General features: G+C 71.5%; 12 protein-coding genes. 2 read left to right on the top strand and 10 right to left on the bottom strand.

Annotated elements, in window-relative coordinates:
* Nucleotides 1-95 precede the first annotated feature (95 nt).
* From HIR79_RS05895 to HIR79_RS05850, 10 genes are all read right to left on the bottom strand, one after another.
* Nucleotides 96-1538 carry an ABC transporter ATP-binding protein gene (locus HIR79_RS05895; RefSeq protein ID WP_169957613.1) on the bottom strand — a complete coding sequence of 481 codons (1443 nt, stop codon included), beginning with the start codon at nucleotides 1536-1538 and terminating at the stop codon, nucleotides 96-98.
* Complete coding sequence (locus HIR79_RS05890; protein ID WP_169957612.1) at nucleotides 1535-2362, bottom strand: ABC transporter permease; 828 nt, start codon at nucleotides 2360-2362, stop codon at nucleotides 1535-1537. Before HIR79_RS05890 ends, HIR79_RS05895 begins: the two co-directional genes overlap by 4 nt.
* Nucleotides 2359-3339 carry an ABC transporter permease gene (locus HIR79_RS05885; protein ID WP_249322262.1) on the bottom strand — a complete coding sequence of 327 codons (981 nt, stop codon included), beginning with the start codon at nucleotides 3337-3339 and terminating at the stop codon, nucleotides 2359-2361. The genes HIR79_RS05890 and HIR79_RS05885 overlap by 4 nt, the downstream gene beginning before the upstream one ends.
* Entirely contained in the window at nucleotides 3327-4865 is a 1539-nt protein-coding gene (locus HIR79_RS05880; RefSeq protein WP_169957611.1) for an ABC transporter substrate-binding protein, read from the bottom strand. Before HIR79_RS05880 ends, HIR79_RS05885 begins: the two co-directional genes overlap by 13 nt.
* Before the next feature lie 192 nt (nucleotides 4866-5057).
* Nucleotides 5058-6878: an ABC transporter ATP-binding protein gene (locus HIR79_RS05875; protein ID WP_169957610.1), complete on the bottom strand. Its 1821-nt coding sequence runs from the start codon at nucleotides 6876-6878 to the stop codon at nucleotides 5058-5060.
* A gap of 231 nt (nucleotides 6879-7109) precedes the next feature.
* Nucleotides 7110-8159 carry an extracellular solute-binding protein gene (locus HIR79_RS05870; RefSeq protein ID WP_169957609.1) on the bottom strand — a complete coding sequence of 350 codons (1050 nt, stop codon included), beginning with the start codon at nucleotides 8157-8159 and terminating at the stop codon, nucleotides 7110-7112.
* Between the two features lie 58 nt (nucleotides 8160-8217).
* Nucleotides 8218-9030 carry an ABC transporter ATP-binding protein gene (locus HIR79_RS05865; protein WP_283241856.1) on the bottom strand — a complete coding sequence of 271 codons (813 nt, stop codon included), beginning with the start codon at nucleotides 9028-9030 and terminating at the stop codon, nucleotides 8218-8220.
* On the bottom strand, nucleotides 9027-10127 hold the full coding sequence (locus HIR79_RS05860) for a FecCD family ABC transporter permease (RefSeq protein ID WP_169957608.1): 1101 nt from the start codon (nucleotides 10125-10127) through the stop codon (nucleotides 9027-9029). Before HIR79_RS05860 ends, HIR79_RS05865 begins: the two co-directional genes overlap by 4 nt.
* A 15-nt stretch (nucleotides 10128-10142) precedes the next feature.
* A complete protein-coding gene (locus HIR79_RS05855) occupies nucleotides 10143-11114 on the bottom strand; it encodes a FecCD family ABC transporter permease (RefSeq protein WP_169957607.1) in 972 nt (323 codons plus the stop codon).
* 53 nt (nucleotides 11115-11167) lie between these two features.
* Complete coding sequence (locus HIR79_RS05850) at nucleotides 11168-12124, bottom strand: ABC transporter substrate-binding protein (protein ID WP_502708665.1); 957 nt, start codon at nucleotides 12122-12124, stop codon at nucleotides 11168-11170.
* 214 nt (nucleotides 12125-12338) lie between these two features.
* On the opposite strand from HIR79_RS05850, the gene HIR79_RS05845 reads away from it, so the two are divergent.
* Nucleotides 12339-14558: a TonB-dependent receptor domain-containing protein gene (locus HIR79_RS05845; protein ID WP_169957606.1), complete on the top strand. Its 2220-nt coding sequence runs from the start codon at nucleotides 12339-12341 to the stop codon at nucleotides 14556-14558.
* Nucleotides 14559-14747: 189 nt separating this feature from the next.
* Nucleotides 14748-15662, top strand: coding sequence for a LysR family transcriptional regulator (locus HIR79_RS05840; RefSeq protein WP_169957605.1), 915 nt, complete (start codon nucleotides 14748-14750; stop codon nucleotides 15660-15662).
* The last annotated feature ends 51 nt before the right edge of the window (nucleotides 15663-15713 follow it).

Raw genomic sequence — 15713 nt, 5'->3', positions numbered from 1 at the left:
GCCATAGGGCTGAAGGGCCTCGAACAGAGCCAGCCTCATCCGATCGGCGGGCCTCAGTGGCAGCTTGCCGACGCTCTCTCGGTCAGCTCCGCTGGTCACACCACCTGGGCATGAAGGCCCTCGACCGCAAGCTTGGTCTCCTCGCGGCCCAGCACCAGGCGGCGGTCGCAGACCCGCTCGATCAAGGCCGGGTCGTGGTTGACCAGCATCACCGCGCAGTGGCGTTCCCGGGCCAGCTCCACCAGCAGGGCCAGGGTATCGCGCTGGGTGATGGGATCGAGGCGAGAGGTGGGTTCGTCGGCGAACAGGAAACGCGGCTCCATCAGCAGGACCCGCAGGATGGCGAAGCGCTGCAGCTCGCCGCCGGAGATCTCGCCGGGGCGGCGCTCAAGCAGGGCCTGGTCCAGGCCCAACCGGGCCATCAGCGGGGCGATGGCGACGCGATCCAGGCGATGGCGACGCACCAGGTCCTCCAGCAGCCGTGCCAGGGTCCAGTGGGGCGAGAAGGCCGCCGGCGGATCCTGATAGAGCTTCTGGAAACCCAGTCGATGGCCCGGGGCACGGGTGACCTCGCCGGCATCCGTTCCGGTCAGGCCCAGCAGCAGGTCGCCCAGGGTGCTCTTGCCGCAGCCGGAGGGCCCCACCACGCCGACGATCTCGCCGGGCTTGAGGCTCAGGTCCAGGTCGCGGAACAGCTCGCGGTCGCCACGCCGCTTGGCCAGCCCCCGGGCCTCGACGACAGGCTCCCCGCCCGCGGCCGGGGACGGTGGTGGCGCCGGCCAGCGGGCCGGCTCGGCCTCCAGCAGGCGCCGGGCGTAGTCGCTGCGCGGCGCACTGAGCAGCTGCTCGGCAGGACCGCGCTCCACCACCCCGCCCTGACGCAGGACGATCACCTCGCCGCCCAGACGCCTGGCCACCTCGATATCGTGGGTGATGGTCAACAGGGCCCCACCCCGTGCCGGGGTACCGGCCAGCAGTTCCACCACGGCGTCGCGGCGCGGGGCATCGAGCCCCTTGGTGGGCTCATCGGCGATCACGATGGGGGCGCCGCCGGCGCTGGCCGCGGCAAAGGCGACACGCTGGGCCATGCCCCCGGAGAGCTCGCCGGGTAACCGGCCCTCGGCGCCCGCCAGGCCCAGGCCGGCCAGATCGCGCCGGGCCGCCTCCCGGGCTCGGCGACGCCCCAGCCCGCCCAGGTAGCGATGGCTCTCCGCCACCTGGGCCCCGGAGGCCATGGTGGGGTCCAGGGCATGCCAGGGCTCCTGGGGCAGCAGCGCCAGGCGACGCCCCCAGAGGGCACGCCGCGCGACGCCCTCGGCGGCGGCATAGCCCTGCCCCTCGATGGTGAGCTCGCCCTGGGCACTCAGCCCCTTGGGCAGGGTGCCCATGATGGCCTGGGCGATCAGGCTCTTGCCGGAGCCGGTCTCGCCCAGCAGGGTCAGGCGACCGCCGGGGGCCAGGGAGAAATCGACGGGGTCGATGCTGACGCCCTCGCCGTGGATGCTCAGGTTAGCGGCTTGCAGCAGAGGGTCGCTCATCTCGGGTCCTTTCCGGCCAGCAGGTTGAGGCTCAGCACCAGCAGGCAGAGCGCCAGGATCGGCTGGGCCATGGCCCAGGGCGCCTCGTGGTAGTAGGGCAACAGCTCGGTCATCATCAGCCCCAGCTCGGCGGTAGGCGGGCGCAGACCGACGCTGACGAAGCCCAGGGCGGCCATGGCCAGGATGGCGCTGGCGGCACCGAAGGCGGCCAGGGTCAGCACCTGGGGGGCCAGCTCCGGCCACAGGTGGCGACGGAACAGGTAGCCGGGGCCGAAGCCCAGCAGACGGCTGGCCTCCAGCTGGGGCGAGGCCACCAGCACCCGGGTGCGAGCACGCACCACCCGGAAATACTCGATCCAGAGCACCAGGGCGATGCCGACGTAGAGGGCCCAGAAGTTGCCCGGGGCGATGGCCACCAGCAGCAGCACCAGCAGGAGCCCCGGCAGGGCCAGACAGGCGTCGGCCAGGCTACCCAGCACCCGGTCGACCCAGCCGCCCCGCCAGCCGGCGATCACCCCCAGCAGGATGCCAGGCACCGCGGCGCTGACCACGCTGAGCAGTGCCATGCCCAGCGACAGCCGCAGCGCCGAGGCGGTGCGCGCCAGTAGGTCACGCCCCAGGTGGTCGGTACCCAGGGGCGCGGCCAGCGATGGCCACTCGAGGATGCGGGCGAGCTGCTGGCGGGCTGGGTCGGCGTCATGCAGCCAGGGGGTCAGCCAGGCGATGGCCAGTAGCCCCCCCAGCAGGCCGAGGCCCAGGCGCTGGCGGGTGGCGAGGCGCCGCCGCCCGGCGCGGCCCGCGGCGAAAAGCGTCGTCGCACTCATGACTGGCGTCTCCTGGGGTCGAGGCCATGGCAGAGCAGGTCCACCAGGGTGTTGAGGGCCACGAACATCAGCCCCATCACCAGGGCGGTACCCTGGATCATCGGCACGTCCCGGGCGACGATGGCGTGCACCAGGGCATGGCCGATGCCGGGCCAGGCGAACAGGGTCTCCACCACCACCACGCCCTCGATCAGGTAGACGAACTGCACCCCCAGGTAGGCGACGATGGGCACCGCGGCGTTGCGCAGGCCATGGCGCAGAAAACTGAGGCGCTCGCCCAGCCCCTTGGTGCGCGAAAAGGCGTAGTAGGCGGAGCCGGAGACCTCGACCATGGCGTTACGGGCCACCCGGCTGGAGACCGCGGCCAGCGCCAGGGCCAGGGTCAGCGCCGGCAGCACGAAGTGGGCAGCGCGGCCATGGCCGGCGGCGGGCAGCCAGCCCAGGCTCACCGAGAAGAGCAGGATCAGCAGCAGTCCCAGGGCGAAGGGCGGCAGCGCCCGCAGCAGGCTGGCCAGTCCCTCGCTGATACGATCCCACCAGCCGCCGGGGCGCAGCCCCGCCGCCAGGCCCAGGGGCGGCCCCAGCAGCAGCGACAGCAGCACCGCCACCAGCGCCAGCCCCAGGGAGTGGCCGAGCTGATGGCTCAACTCATGGATCACCGGCTCGCCGCTGACCAGGGAATTTCCCAGATCGAAGCGCAGCAGATCCCCCAGCCAGTGCAGGTAGGCCAGCAGCGCCGGCTGGTCCAGGGCCAGCTCGGCGCGCACCGCCTCGGCGGCGGCGCTATTGACCATGTCGTGGCCGTACCGACCGGCGGCGATGCGGTAGGCCATGTCGCCGGGCAGGGTGCGGGTCAGCACGAAGGTCAGGGTGCCCACCAGCCAGGCCACCAGGCCGGCCTGGAAGAGCCGCGGCAGCAGCACCCGGCCCAGGCCGCTAGCCAGGGCCGGAAAGCGCCGGGAACTTATGGCGTCCACGAGAGCTCCTCCAGGCGGTAGCTGCGTTCCAGCGGGTCGATGGAGAAGCCCTCAAGCTCGGCATTCACCGCAGCGGTCTGCTGGTACCAGGCCACCGGAATCACCGGCATGGCCTCGTTGAGGCGTGTGGCCACCCGGCCGGCCAGTTCGTCCCGGGTCGCCGGGTCGGCCTCGTGACGCAGGGTATCGAGCCAGGCCGTGACCTCGGCATCCCACCAGTTCATGGCGCCCCAGTCGCCGCCCGGGTTCTGGGCATCGCCACCGAAGTCATCCAGGACGGTACCCAGGGGGTCGGGCACCAGGCCATAGTTGCGCGCCGCCAGGCCCAGCTCCAGGCTGCCGTCCCGGTGGCCGGAGGGAATGGCGCTGGCGTTGGTGACCGCCACCTCCAGCGCGATACCCAGGTCGCGCCACTGGTCCTGCAGGGCGGTGGCCACCAGCGGCAGCTCGGGACGGTCGGCGAAGGTGGTCAGGGTCAGGCGCAGGGGCTCGCCGTCGCGCTCCCGCGGCCCCTGGCCATTGGCCTCCCAGCCCAGGGCCTCGAGCAGCGCCTGGGCCGACGCCAGGTCGCCGGCGGCCTCGTCGTCCACCCCCAGGTGCCAGGGCCCGAGGCTGGCCGGGAAGAGCTCCGCGGCGGCGGCGTCCGGGTCGCGCAGCAGGCCGGCGGCGATACCGCGGCGATCGATGGCCTGGCTCAGGGCTCGACGGGCCTCCTCGTCGGCCAGGAAGGGGTGACCGGCATTGACCTTGAGCACGATGGTGCGCGGCAGCGGCTCGGCGTGCAGGCTGAGCCGATCCTGGCGGGCCAGGCGGCCACGGCTGGCGGGGTCCAGGGTGAAGACGATATCGGCGTCGCCGCTCTCGGCCATCAGGGCGCGGGTCTCGCCGCGCCCCACCGCCAGGTAGCTGACGTGCTCGATGGCCGGCGTCGCACCCCAGTAGTCGGCGAAGCGCTCGGCGCGAAGGCGCTGGGGCGGCGCCAGCTCCGTCAGCCGATAGGGCCCGGTGGCGATCAGCGCGGTGACCCGGCCATCTTCCGCATAGGCGGCGGGGGCCAGGACCAGGGTGGTGGAGTGGGCCAACAACGCCGGCAGCGGCGCGAAGGGGGCCTCCAGGGTGATCACCACGGCATCGCCCTCGGCCTCGATGGCGGCGATCGGTGCCGAGCCGAGCATGCCCGGCTTGGCCCAGGCGTGACGCAGGCTGTCGGCCACCGCCTCGGCGGTCAGCGGCGAGCCATCATGGAAGACGACCCCTTCGCGCAGCACGAAGCGCCAGCTCAGACCGTCCTCGTCGACCGCCCAGGCGCTGGCCAGCCCCGGCGCCGGCCGCCCTTCGGCGTCCACCTCCACCAGGGTCTCGGCGATGCCCATGCGGGCGAAGATATATCCCGAGGTGGCGGGGTCGCTGCCGGTGATCTCCCAGGGGGCGACCACCGACAGGGGGCGCGACTCGGCCAGCAGGGGCGGTGAGATCAGGGCCGTGGCCAGGGCCAGGCCGGCGAACAGGTGTCGAGGGGAGGGCATGCAAGGGCTCCTTGAAATGGGCGGCGCAAGCAAAAAACGCAACTTTATAACATAACACCAAGTGGTGAGAACAGTTCTCGACTGGACTGTTGATACCCAGCCGCCTGTGCATGTCGCAATGAGGGCTGGGCTTCAGCAAGTGTCGGATGCAGTGACGGCGTCGTGACGCAGCGAATCGCCCCCGGCAGCACCTCAGCCGAGCGGCTCGCCTTCCATCAGCGCCCCGGTTTGCACCCGCCATTGGGCGGCGTAGCGGCCATCGGCCTCGAGCAGCTGCGCATGGGTGCCGCGCTCCACCACCCGGCCACCCTCGATCACCACGATCTCGTCGGCGTGGACGATGGTGGAGAGGCGGTGGGCGATCATGATCACGGTGCGGCCGTGGGCGATCTTGCGCAGGGAGCGCTGGATGGCGGCCTCGGTCTCGTTGTCCACGGCGCTGGTGGCCTCGTCCAGCACCAGGAGGGGCGGGTCCTTGAGCAGCGCCCGGGCAAGCGAGAGCCGCTGGCGCTGGCCGCCGGAGAGGCGAATGCCCCGCTCCCCCACCGGGGTGTCGAGCCCCTGGGGCAACGCCTGGATGAACTCCCACGCCTCGGCGGTCTTGGCCGCCGCGACGATGGCCTCCCCCGAGGCATCCGGTTTCCCGTAGGCGATATTGTCGCGAACGCTGCCCTCGAACAGGTAGACGTCCTGACTCACCAGGCCGATGGCGCCGCGCAATGAGGCGAGGCTTACCTGATCGATGGGCTGGCCGTCGATCAGCACCCGCCCGGCGCTGGGGTCGTAGAAGCGCAGCAGCAGCTTGATCAGGGTCGACTTGCCGGAGCCGGTGGCCCCCACCAGGGCCAGCGTATGGCCGGCGGGCACCTGCAGGCTGATGTTCTCCACACCGACCTCGCTTGCCGCATAGCGAAAGCTCACCCCTTCGAAGCTCACCTCGCCGCGCAGGGGCTCGGCCAGGGGGGCGTCATGGTTGTCACGCACGGTGATCGGCACCGCCAGCAGGTCGAGGATGCGCCGGGTGCTGGCCATGGCCCGCTCGAACAGGTCGATCACCTCGGCCAGGCCCGTCAGCGGCCAGAGCAGGCGCTGGGTGAGGAACACCAGCACCCCGTAGGCGCCCACGTTGAGGTCGCCGCGCAGGGCGAGCATGCCACCCACGGTGAAGGTGGCCAGGAAACCGGCGAGGATCGCCATGCGGATCACCGGGATGAAGGCTGAGCTGACGCGGATCGCCCGGCGGTTGGCCTCCACGTAGGCCTCGCTCACCTCGCGCAGCCGCGCCGCCTCCCGGGCCTCGCTGGTGAAGCTCTTGATGGTGGCGATGCCGGCCAGGTTGTTGGAGAGCCGGCTGGCGAGATCCCCCACCTTCTCGCGCACGTCGGCGTAGAGCGGGCCGGCCTTGCGCTGGAAGAAGAAGGCGCCCCAGATGATCAGCGGGATGGGAGTGAAGGCGAGCAGCGCGATCAGGGGCGAGATCACGAAGAAGACCGCGCCCACCGCCACCACGGTGACGCCCACCTGGATCAGCGAGTTGGCGCCGCCGTCCAGGAAGCGTTCCAGCTGGTTGACGTCGTCGTTCATGGTGGCCACCAGCTGCCCCGAGCTCTTCGACTCGAAGTAGGCCATGTCAAGGCGCTGGGCGTGCTCGTAGGTGTCCAGGCGCATGTCGGCCTGGAGCCGCTGGGCCAGGTTGCGCCACAGGATCTTGTAGAGGTATTCGAAGATCGATTCGCCGGCCCAGATAAAGAAGGTGAGCACGGCCAGGATCATGATCTGCTCCTGGGGCGTGGTGAAGCCCAGCCGCGCCACGAAGCTGCGCTCCTGGTTGACCACCACGTCGATGGCCACGCCGATCAAGATCTCCGGGGCGATATCGAAGATCTTGTTGATGATCGAGCAGCTGGTGGCGGCGATGATGCGCCGCCGATAGCCCCGGGCGTAGCGCAGCAGGCGCACCAGCGCCTGGAAGCTGTTGGGTGAGGCACTGGCGGATAAGGCGGAGATGGTCATGAGGCGTCCTTGTGCTTAGCCAGCGAAGCATAGCCGAGGGCGCCCGCCCCCGGCCAATGCCACTGTTGCTGGCCAGCTAGGTTAGCGGACGCAGCGAAAGGCGCCGGGGATAGGTCGAAGAGGGGGTCCTACGCCAGGGATGGCGTCGGTAGCGTACAGGGAAGTATTCACAGCGCCCCCTCGCAGACCTATCGCCGGAAAAGCCTTGAGCGGAATGAGGTGCGTGGCAGCTTACTCCCAGCCGGCCCTCGCCATGATCTCCCGGGCGGTCTCGGCCTGCTCGCCCATGGCGGTGATGGCGAGCGCATCCATGGTCGCCTCGCCGAATACCGCCACGGCCTCGATCGGGCCGATATCCGCCACCACCGGGTAGAAGATGCCCTCGGCCACGTCCTGCTGCACCGCGTCGGACGCGGTGTGCTCCAGGAACAGCCGGGCGGCGTCGGCGTTGGGGGTGCCGCGGGCCACGGCGAAGGCGGCGACGTTGCGGTAGGCGCCGCGTCCCTCCAGCCCCTCGCCGGCCTGGTTGGGCCACACCAGGGTCAGGGACTCGGCCAGCTCGCGCTGCTCGGCCTCCTCGCCGCCCAGCATGCGCAGCAGGTAGTAGTGGTTGGCGACGGTCACCGCGCAGTCGCCCGCTTCGGCCAGGGCGGCAAAGAGCTCGCCGTCGCGCCCACCGGCGGGGCGCGCCAGGTTGGCCGCAAGCCCCTCGACCCAGGCCTCAGCCTGCTCGGCACCGTGGTGCGCCACCATGGCGCTGACCAGGGAGGTGTTGTAGGCCGAGGCGCCGCCGCCCAGGCAGAGCCTGCCGGCCAGGCGCGGGTCGGTCAGCGCCTCGTAGCTCTCCGGCACCCAGTCGAGCTTCGCCTCGTTGACCACGATCACCCGGGCCCGGGTGGCATAGCCGCTCCAGCCCGCCTCGAGGTCGCGCAGGGCCTCAGGCACCCGCGCCTCCAGGGTCTCGGATTCCAAGGGCTGGAACCAGCCGGCCTCCCGCTGGCGATGGATGTTCGCGGAGTCCACCACCATCAGCACGTCGGCGGGCGGCGTGGCGCCCTCCTCCGCCGCCGCCCGCATGCCGTCCGTGAACGCCTCCATGGAGATCTCCACCAGTTCGACCGGAATGCCGGTCTCGGCGGTGAAGGTGGTGTAGATCGGCGCCTCGGGGTCGGCCAGCCGCGGCGAGAAGACCTTGAGGGGCTCGGCGGCCAGGGCCAGGGGTGAGGCGACCAGCGCCACCAGGGGCAGCAGGCGCAGGGCGTGGGAGGAGGCGGATGACATGGCGATTTTCCTTATCGGTGGAGAAAGAGCAGGCAGACAGCGCGCGACCAGCGCCGCCTCAGCGGCCGGGCGAGAGCCGCCGCAGGTCGGTGAGAATGGGGGTGCCGGTGACCGGGTCGTGGAGCAGGGTGCAGGCGACGTCGTAGAGCTCGCGCACCAGCGCCTCGGTGACCACCTCCGCCGGAGCACCCTGGGCCATGATGCGCCCCTCGCGCATGGCCACCAGGTGGTCGGCGTAGCGGCAGGCGCTGGCCAGGTCGTGGAGCACCAGGGCCAGGGTGCGGCCGGCGGCGGCCAGGCGGCGCACCAGCTCGAACACTTCGAGCTGGTGGCCCAGGTCCAAGGCCGAGGTGGGCTCGTCGAGCAGCAGCAGCGGGGTCTGCTGGGCGATGGTCATGGCGATCCAGGCGCGCTGGCGCTGGCCGCCGGAGAGCGCCTCCAGGGGGCGCTCGGCCAGGGCCTGAAGCCCGGCCGCGGCCAGCGCTTCCTCCACCGCCCGCTGGTCGTCCGCCGACCACTGGCTGAGCCAGCCCTGGTGGGGCTGGCGGCCGAAGCGGATCAGGTCGCGAACGGTGAGCCCCTCCGGCGCGCTGGCCTCCTGGGGCAGCAGCGCCATGCGCCGGGCAAGCTCCCGGGCCGGCAGCTTGCGGATATCGCCGCCGTCGAGAAGCACCGCGCCCCCGTCCGGGGCGTGCAGCCGGGCCAGGCCGGCCAGCAGGGTCGACTTGCCGCAGCCGTTGGGCCCGACGATGGCGGTCACCCGGCCCGGCGGCAGGGCGAGATCCAGGCCGTCGATGACCGGGGTGCGGCCGTGGGCGAGACGCAGCGCTTCGGCCTCCAGGCGCTGCAGCGGCAGGGTTCGCGCATTCATGAGAGCCTCCTCGAGGCGGGTCGCAGCAGGATCCACAGCAGCCAGGGGCCGCCGACGATGGCGGTGACGATGCCCACCGGCAGCTCGATGGGGGCCAGCAGCACGCGGCCGGCCAGGTCGGCCAGCACCATCACCAGGGCGCCGGCCAGCGCCGAGGCGGCCAGGGGCACGCCCCGGGACGACGACAGCGAACGGGCGATCTCCGGGCCGATCAGCCCCACCATGCCCACCGGGCCGGCCACCGCCACGGCCAGCGCCGTCAGCAGCACCGAGAGCACCAGCACCTGCGCGCGGCGGCGGCGCAGCCTGACGCCGAGCCCGGCGGCCACGGCGTCGGAGAAGCGCATCAGCGAGAGCGAGCGGCCCAGCGCCAGAGCCAGCGGCAAGCCCACGGCCAGGCCCAGGGCGAGCACGCCGACCGCACTGCCCGAGCGGGCGTTGAGGGTGCCCACCGTCCAGGGGTAGGCGGCGTTGGCGGTGTCGATGGGCACCCGGGCCAGCAGCAGCTGGGTGATGGCGCCGAACACCGCGCCGATGCCGATGCCGGCCACGATGAAGCGGTAGCCACGGGTATCGCCGCCGCTGGCCAGGCCGAAGGTGATGGCCGCGGCCGTGGCCGCGCCGGTGAGGGCCATGGCCGGCGGCGCCAGGGAGACCCCCAGGCCCACGACGGAGGCCACGGCGAAGGCGGTGGCGCCGTTGTCGATGCCGATGATGCCGGGGGTGGCCAGGCGGTTGCGGGCCAGGGTCTGCATCAGGCACCCCGCCACGGCGAAGGCGGCGCCGGTAAGCCAGGCGGCCGCCAGCCGCGGCAGGCGCAGGTCGTGGATCACGAAGGCGGTGACCACCTCGCCGTCGCCGGCGAGCGCCCGGATAAGCTCGCTGGCGCTCACCGGGATGCTGCCGGCCATCAGGTAGGCGGCGGAGGCGGCCAGCAGCAGCGCCAGCAGCAGCAGGTTCACCGCCAGGGCGCGGCGCTCGAGCAGCAGGCTGGCCCGGCCGGCGGTCAGGTGCCAGTAGCCGGAAGGCGGCTGGCTATCGCCCTGCGAGTCCTGCCCCGCCGCCGCTGACTGCCCCCGAAGGCGCTGCGTCTCCATCGTCTTTTCCTTTTCCTAGAGCGTCGGCAGGCGGCGGGCGCGCACCACCGCCACCAGCACCGGTGCGCCGAGCAGCGCGGTCAGCACGCCCAGGGGCATCTCCGCGGGGCTGACCAGCAGCCGGGCGGCGACGTCGGCGCCGAGCACCATCAGCGGGCCCAGCGGCAGGCAGAGCCAGAGGGTGCGGCGGATATCGGGGCCGGCCAGGGCCCGGGCGGCGAAGGGCACCACCAGGCCCACGAAGGCGATGGGGCCGGCGATGGCCGTGGCGGCACCCACCAGCAGCGCCACCGCCAGGACCACCAGCAGGCGCACCCGGCCGGGATGGTGCCCCAGGCCCGCGGCCACCCGCTCGCCCAGGGCCAGCGCCGCCAGGGGGCGGGCCAGCCACAGGGTCAGGCCCAGGGCCAGGGCGAGGCTCGGCAGCACCGCCAGCAGGTCCTCCAGGCGCCGCCCGGAGAGGCTGCCGATCACCCAGAAGCGAATCTCGTCGGCGCTGCGCTGATCGAACAGCAGCAGCAGTGCGGTCAGCGAGGCGAGCAGCGCCGAGAGCGCCGCCCCGGCCAGCACCAGGCGCACCGGGTCGCTGCCCACGCCACGCAGGCGTACCACGCTGAGCACGGCGGCGCAGCCGAGCAGCGCGCCGAGCTGGCCCACGGCCACGCGCAGGGTGGCGGTGCTGGCGCCCAGCCAGAGCGCCACGCCCACGGCGAAGGCGGCCCCGGCGCTGACGCCGAGCAGCCCCGGCTCGGCCAGGGGGTTGCGGGATACCGCCTGGAGCAGCGCCCCGGAGACCGCCAGCGCCAGCCCCACCCCGATACCGATCAGGGTGCGAGGCAGCCGCAAGGAACCCACCACGAAGCGTGCCTCCTCGTCACCCGCCCCCAGCAGTACGGCTAGGGCCCGGGCCGGGCCGACATCACCGGCGCCCAGCAGCAGGCTGGTCAGCACCGCCAGCAGCAGCAGGACGCTGGCCAGCGCCGTCATCCCGGCCAGGGACCGCCGGCCGTGCGGGGCTAAAGGGACCGCCACTCCCGCCATCAGGGCAGCAGCGCCGCTTCAAGCTCGTCGAGGATCGCCAGGGCGGCCAGGGGGCCGTTGGCGCTGGTCCAGAGCTGACCGTCCACCGGCACCACCCGGTCGGCGGCCACCGCGGGCAGGCGGGCGAAGGCGGGGGAGCGGCGGGCCGCGTCCAGCGCCTCCTGGCCCTCCTCATTGAGAGTGGCCAGGAAGAGCCAGTCGCCGTCCAGTCGCGACAGGCTCTCCAGGCTCAGGGTATCGCTGTGCACCACGCCATCGCGCACCAGGCCGGCGTCGCTGAGATCCAGGCCCGCCTCGGCGATCAGCCCGGAGGTAAAGAGCCGCTCCGACATCACCATGGGGCCCTGGGGCATCCAACGGATCAGGTTGGCGCTGCCCAGGCCATCGGCTTCCTCCAGCGCCTCGGCCAGGGCGGCGCTGCGCGCGTGGACCTCGGCGATGGCCGCCTCCATGGCGTCGGCCTGGCCGAGGGCCTCGCCGAAGAGGCGCGCCTCGGCCTCCCAGTTGTCCGCCGCCAGGGGGCGAGTCGTGGGCACCACGGTGGGAGCGATGCGCGACAGCAGGGCGTACTGCTCGGCGCTGAGCTGCGGCGCGGCCAGGATCAGGTCCGGGCGCTGGGCCAGTACCGCCTCCAGGTTGATCTCCCTCACCACGCCGACGATGGCCAGCTCGGCGCCGGGGTGCTGCGCCTCCAGGTGGGACTCGATATAGCGGGCCACGCCGTCGCCGCCGCGGGTGGTCACCGCCGCCACGGGCAGCCGGCCGGTGGCCAGGGCGGCATCCAGGGCGCCCTCATAGAGGGTGACGATCCGCTCGGGGGACTCGGGCACCTCGACGGGACCATTGGCCGTCTCGACGCTGTGCGCCTGGGCCCCCAGCGCCAGGACCAGAGATGCCCCACCGAGCAGCAGGCGAAGGGAGGGCATCAGGGATAGGGACGAGGGCTGGCGTTGCATGGAGAACTCCCGGACAGGATGAAAGCAATGCATGGTAATGATTCTCATCATCAGGTCATATCGCCCGCGCCGGAACGCCATGTTCGGCCCTGCGCAACCGACGGCGTTGCGTCTTCGGCAACGCTCCGTTGCGGCCTCGCCGCTGTTCGCCGGGGAACTTCCGGGCCTAGAATTCTCTCCGCAACTGAGAATCAAACTCATTCAAGAGGACGTCATGCTTCGCTCACTCCCGCCTCGTCTTGCCCTGCCCTTCCCCTCCAAGGCACTGGCCAGCGCCATCGCCCTGGCCGCCGCTGCCGCCCTACCCGCCCAGGCCCAGGCCGAGGGGAGCGCTCGCCTGGAGAACATCGTGGTCACCGCCGCCGGCTTCGAGCAGGCGCTGCGCGATGCGCCGGCCAGCATCTCGGTGGTCACCCGGGAGGAACTTGAGCGCAAGCGCTTCTCCAATATCGGCGAGGCGATCGCCGACGTGCCCGGGGTCGACGTGCGCTCCGGCACCGGCAAGACCGGCGGGCTCAACGTCAGCATTCGCGGCATGCCGGCGTCCTATACCCTGATCCTGATCGACGGCCGGCGCCAGAACGCCTCCGGCGACGTGACCCCCAACGGCTTCGGCGAGACCGGCACCAGCTTTATTCCGCCGCTCTCCGCCATCGAGCGCATCGAGGTGATCCGCGGGCCCATGTCGACCCTCTACGGCTCCGACGCCATGGGCGGGGTGATCAATATCATCACCCGCCGGGTGGCCAGTGAGTGGAGCGGCTCTGTCGCCGTGGACACCACCTTCCAGCAGGACCGCGACGCGGGGAACTCCCAGACTCTCAACCTCTATGCCGCAGGCCCCCTGGTGGAGGAGCGCCTCGGGCTGCAGCTGCGCGGCCGCCTTTATGACCGCGACGCCTCCGAGCGCCTCATCGAAGACGGCACCGGCCGCGACCCTCGTCCCAGCGAGGCGCGCATCACCTCCATCGGCGGCCGTCTCAACGCCACCCCGGACGAGACGAACGAGCTGTGGCTGGACCTGGAGCGCTCCCGGCAGGTCTACGACAACGCGGACGGCAGGCTGGGCAACCTGGACACCCCGGAGCGAGTCTTCGGCTACGAGGATGAGCTGCGCTTCAACCGCGACCAGGTGGCTATCGGCCACACCGCACGGCTGCCGGCGGGCACCCTGGAGAGCAGCCTGACCCACAGCACCACCGAGACCCTGGGCCGCACCCTACCGGCGGGCAGCGCGCCCGACTTCGGCTACGAAGCCGAGGGCGGCGAGCCACGCCTGCTGGAGAACCGCGATATCACCCTCGATACGAAATTCGTGATGCCGCTGGGCGACCATATGCTGACCCTGGGCGGCCAGGCCATCGATTCCCGGCTGGAGGATGGCGCCGCGGGCAACCAGGTCTTCCGCCAGGACAGCTGGGCGCTGTTTGCCGAGAACGAGTGGTGGCTTGCCGAGGACCTGGCCCTGACCCTGGGCGGGCGCTACGAGAACCACGACGCCTTCGGCGGCCACTTCAGCCCCCGCGGCTATCTGGTGTGGAGCGCAAGCGACGACTGGACCCTCAAGGGCGGCGTCAGCCGCGGCTACAAGACGCCGACTCTCAACCAGCTTCACGACGGCGTGACCGGCTTCACCGCTCAGGGCCAGACCGTGACCATCGGCTCGCCGGACCTCAAGCCGGAGAAGAGTACCAACTATGAGCTGGGCGCCAGCTACGACAGCGGCGAGGGGCTCACGGCGAGCGCCACCGCCTTCCATACCCGCTTCACCGACCGCATCGCCGACGCCGCGGACATCCCCAACTGTCAATATGAGGTGAATGGCACCACCCCCAACGCCGACCTGGCCAACTGCTTGAGCGTGGGCAACTTCACCGCCCAGGAGAGCTTCGGCCAGCTGGTCAATATCGACCGCGCCGAGACCCAGGGCATCGAGCTCAGCGCCCGGATGGAACTGACTCCCTCCTGGTACCTGAGCGGCGGCTATACCTTCACGGAGACCGAGATCACCTCCGGCGAGAACGAGGGACTGCAGCTGACCAACGCACCCAGGCACAAGCTCACCGCCGGGGTCACCTGGCAGATCAACGACCGCTGGAGCACGAGCCTGGACGGCGAGTACTACTCCTCCCGGGAGCGTTTCTCCGGCGGCCTGCCGGACTCGGGCCAGAACCTCGCGCTCCTCGAGCAGGTGGGCAACAAGCTGGACGGCTACGAGCTCTTCCATCTGCGCAGCTCCTACCAGCTGGCACAGAACGTGCGCCTGACCGGCACCGTCTACAACCTCCTCGACAAGGACTTCGGCCGCGCCGACAGCTACGAGTGGCAGGGTGACACCTACCAGGCCTATCGCTTCACCCAGACCGGACGCTCCACCGACGGCGTGGCCCTGGACGGCCGCAGCTTCTGGCTCTCCGCCAGCTACGACTTCTAGGCCGCCTGGCGCCCGGCAGCGCTGTCGCCCGACGGCACTGTTTCGATCCTGATCTTCGCCCCGGCACCGCCGGGGCTTTCACATGGCCATGGCGACCCATGAGACACAGACTCAATTGTTAATGATTTTCATCCGCATGGTTAGCTGGCATACTGCGCTGGTCAAGGACACCCGCCATGAGTCGCTTCCATGCACGACTTCGATGAACTGATCGCCTTCGCCTCCATCATGGCCTCCGGCAGCCTGACCCGCAGCGCTCGTGAGCTGGGGCTCGCCAAGTCGACCCTGAGCCGGCGCGTCAGCCAGCTGGAGAGCCGCCTGGGCCAGCCGCTGCTGCGCCGCCAGGCCAACCGGCTGATCCCCACCGAGGCCGGCCTGCTGTTCCATGACCACTGCCGCGAGATGCTCGCCCTGGCCGAGCGCAGCCGAACGGCCCTGGACGAGCTGCGCCAGGAGGTCAGCGGCGAGCTCTGCGTGACGGTGCACTGCGCTCTGGCCCGCTGCTGGCTGGCGCCGACCCTGGACGCCTTCCTCGCCCGCCATCCCGGCATCGCGCTGACCCTGCAGACGGGCGATGCGCCCTGCACCGGCCCGGAGAGCCAGGGCGTGCACGTCTGGCTGGGCGAGGTGCCGGAATCGGGGCTGCGTCAGGAGCCGCTGGGCGCGCTGACCCGCGGCCTGCATGCCCACCCCGACTATCTGGCCCGCCATGGCTCGCCCGAACATCCCCGCGAGCTGGCCGGCCATGCCTGGATCGACCTGCTGGGCACCAGCCGTGAGGGCCTGACCCTGCACCACCCCGACCAGGCACCCTTTCACTTCCTACCGCCCGTCTCGCGGCTGAGGGTCGACCTGCCGGTGCTGCATATGGACGCCATCAGTCGCGGCCAGGGCATCGGCCTGCTACCCCACTGGATGGTCGAGCGCCACGCGCATCACCACCCGGGCCAGCTCGTGGCCTGCCTGCCGGCGTGGCAGCCCGCCCCGCTGCCGATCACCCTGCTCTATCCTTTTGGCCACCAGCCACGCCGGGTGACCGCCCTGCTCGACTGCCTGCGCCAGGCGGTGCCCAGCGCCTGGCAGGCCCCCGCCAGGGCGGCCTGAGCCCTCGAGAGAGAGGCGCCGGCGCTTGCCAGCCCACCGGGCGATTCAGGA

The organism is Halomonas sp. PGE1, assembly GCF_013000985.1.
In the GTDB taxonomy this organism is placed as follows: Bacteria; Pseudomonadota; Gammaproteobacteria; order Pseudomonadales; family Halomonadaceae; genus Halomonas; species Halomonas alkalicola.
Note: the sequence above shows the minus strand (reverse complement) of the source record. Positions and strands in the feature narration are given on the sequence as shown.